The organism is Streptomyces tricolor (assembly GCF_002155905.1).
In the GTDB taxonomy this organism is placed as follows: Bacteria; Actinomycetota; Actinomycetes; order Streptomycetales; family Streptomycetaceae; genus Streptomyces; species Streptomyces tricolor.
Map to the genome: position 1 here is coordinate 1 of NZ_MUMF01000596.1, position 2,963 is coordinate 2,963.

A 2,963-nucleotide genomic window follows, 5' to 3' on the forward strand; every position below is an offset into this window, starting at 1 on the left:
ACACAGCGGCGAGCAACCGGGCCGGGGAGGGGGCGGCAGGGCTGCCGGCCCGGTTGCTCGCCGCTGTGTCCGCGCGCCGCGCGCCCGGCGCCGCCTGGTCGTCCCGCACGCTGCTGACCGGCCTCGGTGTGGCCTCGGCCGGGCTGCTCGCGGCGGTCCTGGCGATCAGCGCGTGGCCGGACGGCGGCGACGGCACCGGCCCGGTCGCCGCCACGGGCGCGGCGTCCGGCACCGGCGGACCGTCCCCGTCCGCCACCGCTGACCTGCCCGCCGCCGGCCGGCCGGGCCGCCTGCGCAACGCCACCGGTCTCTGCCTGGACGTCCAAGGCACGCCCGCGCCCGGGGCGAGCGCGGTCCTCGCCGTCTGCTCCACCGCGGCCACGCAGCGGTGGACGTACGAGGCCGACGGACTGCTGCGCAGCGCGACCGCCGCCGGCCTGTGCCTGGACGCGCGCACCGACGCCGGTGTGGTGCTCCTCGGCGAGTGCGCCGACGCCGGCTCCGGGCGGGGGGACGACGTGCGCTACGACCTCACTCCGCAGGGCGAGTTGCTGCCGCGGTGGGACCGGAGCCTCGCGCTGGCCGCGGGCGGTTCCCGGCCCGGTGCCGACCTCGTGACCAAGGTGCGGGACGGGGGCGCGGGACAGCGGTGGAGCGCGGCGTAGTGGTCCCCGGGGGGCCGCGGTCCCGCCGGTTTCACGGCGCGGTCTCGGCCAGGTCCGCTCGCGTCACCGTGTCCGGGCGGGCGTGTCCCGACAGGGCCAGGGTGAGGTCGAACTCCGCCAGGACGCAGCGGATGACGTGGTCCACGCCGGCCTCGCCGTCCAGGCCGAGGCCGTAGACGTAGGGGCGGCCCAGGAGGACCGCCCGCGCGCCGAGGGCGAGGGCCTTGAACACGTCGGCGCCGGTGCGCACCCCGCTGTCGAACAGCACGGTCAGCCGGTCGCCGACCGCGTCCGCGACCCCGGGGAGGGCGTCGGCCGCGGCGATCGAACCGGCCACCTGCCGGCCGCCGTGGTTGGAGACGACCACGCCGTCCACGCCCGCGTCGGCGGCGAGCCGCGCGTCGTCCGGGTGCAGCACGCCCTTGAGGACGATCGGGCCGTCCCAGTGCTCGCGCAGGAACGCGAGGTCCGGCCAGGTGTGGCCGGCGTCCCCGAACAGGCCGAGGAAGTGCATGACGGCAGCGTTCGGGTCCTCGTGCACCGGCTTGGCGAGGCCCGCCCGGAACGCGGGGTCGGTGACGTAGTTGGCGGTGCCCACGCCATGCAGGAACGGCAGGTACGCCTGGTCCAGGTCGCGGGGCCGCCACGCCAGCAGCGGGGTGTCCAGGGTGACCACGAGCACCGAGTAACCCGACGCCTGCGCCCGGCCCAGGAAACTCCGGGTCACCTCACGGTCCTTGCCCCAGTACAGTTGGAACCACCGCTCGGCGTCCCCCATCGCCTCCGCCACCTGCTCCAGCGGGGTGCTCGACGCCGACGACAGGATGTACGGCACACCCCGCGCGGCGGCGGCCCGGGCGGCGGCGGACTCGGCGTCCGGGTGCATGATCGACAGCACGCCGACGGGCGCCAGGGCGAGCGGAGCCGGCAGGGTCCGCCCGAGCAGCTCGGTCGTCAGGTCGCGGGCGTGCACGTCCCGCAGCATGCGCGGCACGATCCGGTGCCGGTCGAGCGCCGCCCGGTTGGCGCGGGCCGTGCTGCCGTCGCCCGCGCTGCCCGCCACATAGCCCACCGGGCCCGGACCGAGCCGGTGTTCGGCCAGCTCCTCCAGCCGGCTCGGATCGGTGGGGAGCCGGGGCACCGCCCCGGTCGTCCCGTTCAGATAGATCTCGTACTGGAAGTCCGCCCAGTGCTGTGCCATTCGTCCCTCCCGAGCGCCGTCGGCCGCGTGCGCACCCGACCATACCGACCGGTAAGTCGGCCGGGGCAGGGGTGCGGGTCAGCGCGCGTCCGCCGCCGGCACGGGGGCGCCGGTGCCGGAAGCGGCTCCCGGACCGGTGATCGGCGGCACCGGGACCTCGACCGTACGGGCCAGCCGGGCACCCGCCGGGCCGTACGCGGCACGGGGCTCGGGGAACAGCCGCAGCAGCGCCAGGAAGAGCACCGCGGCCACGGCCAGCGAGAGCGGCAGGCCGATGTCGACGCCGTGCGCCAGGTCGCCGAGCGGGCCCACGAACTGGCCCGGGATGTTCGTGAACAGCACGCCGGTCAGCGCGGCCACCCACCAGGCGGTCATGCCGCGCCAGTTCCAGCCGTGCGCGAACCAGTAACGCCCGCCGCGCTGACGGCGATTGAAGACCTGGAGGGCCTCCGGGTCGTACCAGCCGCGCCGGGTCCAGAAGCCCAGCATCATCACCACCATCCAGGGCGTGGTGCAGGTGATGATCACCGTGGCGAAGGTGGAGATCGACCGGACCAGGTCCAGGCCGAACCGGCCGACGAAGATGAACACGATCGACAACGCGCCGACCAGCAGCGTCGCCCGGACCCGCGACAGCCTCGGGAACACCGAGGAGAAGTCCAGGCCGGTGCCGTACAGCGAGGTCGTGCCGGTGGACATGCCGCCGATCAGCGCCAGCAGGCACACCGGCAGGAAGAACCAGCTCGGCGAGATCGCCAGCAGCCCGCCCACGAAGTCCGGCGCGGCCGGGTCGACGTACGCCGGTGCCTTCGTCGCCACGATGCTCGCCGTGGCCAGGCCGAACACGAACGGCAGCAGCGTCGCGAGCTGGGACAGGAACGCGGCCCCGACCACCCGGCGGCGCGGGGTGGACGCCGGGATGTAGCGCGACCAGTCGCCGAGGAAGGCGCCGAACGACACCGGGTTGGACAGCACGATCAGCGTCGCGCCGATGAAGGAGGGCCAGAACATCGACCGCGTCGCCGCGTCCGCCGAGTCCGTGAACACCCCGGCGTACGACGGGTCGAAGTCACCCGCGAAGGCGACCGCGCCGAGCA

At 75.3% G+C, this 2,963-nt stretch carries 3 protein-coding genes; 1 reads left to right on the forward strand and 2 read right to left on the reverse strand.

All coding sequences use genetic code 11. The features are described 5' to 3' along the window. On the forward strand, positions 1–665 hold a 665-nt coding region (locus CCN44_RS34700), incomplete at its 5' end, for an RICIN domain-containing protein (protein ID WP_143650179.1). 31 nt (positions 666–696) lie between these two features. On the opposite strand, the gene CCN44_RS34705 is transcribed toward CCN44_RS34700, so the two are convergent. Both CCN44_RS34705 and CCN44_RS34710 read right to left on the reverse strand, forming a co-directional pair. Then, entirely contained in the window at positions 697–1,866 is a 1,170-nt protein-coding gene (locus CCN44_RS34705; protein ID WP_086702435.1) for a lactate 2-monooxygenase, read from the reverse strand. Positions 1,867–1,944: 78 nt separating this feature from the next. After that, the coding region (locus CCN44_RS34710; protein ID WP_208639899.1) for a cytosine permease at positions 1,945–2,963 on the reverse strand (1,019 nt) is incomplete at its 5' end.

Coding starts and splice junctions, on each gene's coding strand:
- CCN44_RS34705 (WP_086702435.1), bottom strand. CDS start 1,866: ATGGCACAGCACTGGGCGGACTTCCAGTACGAGATCTATCTGAACGGG.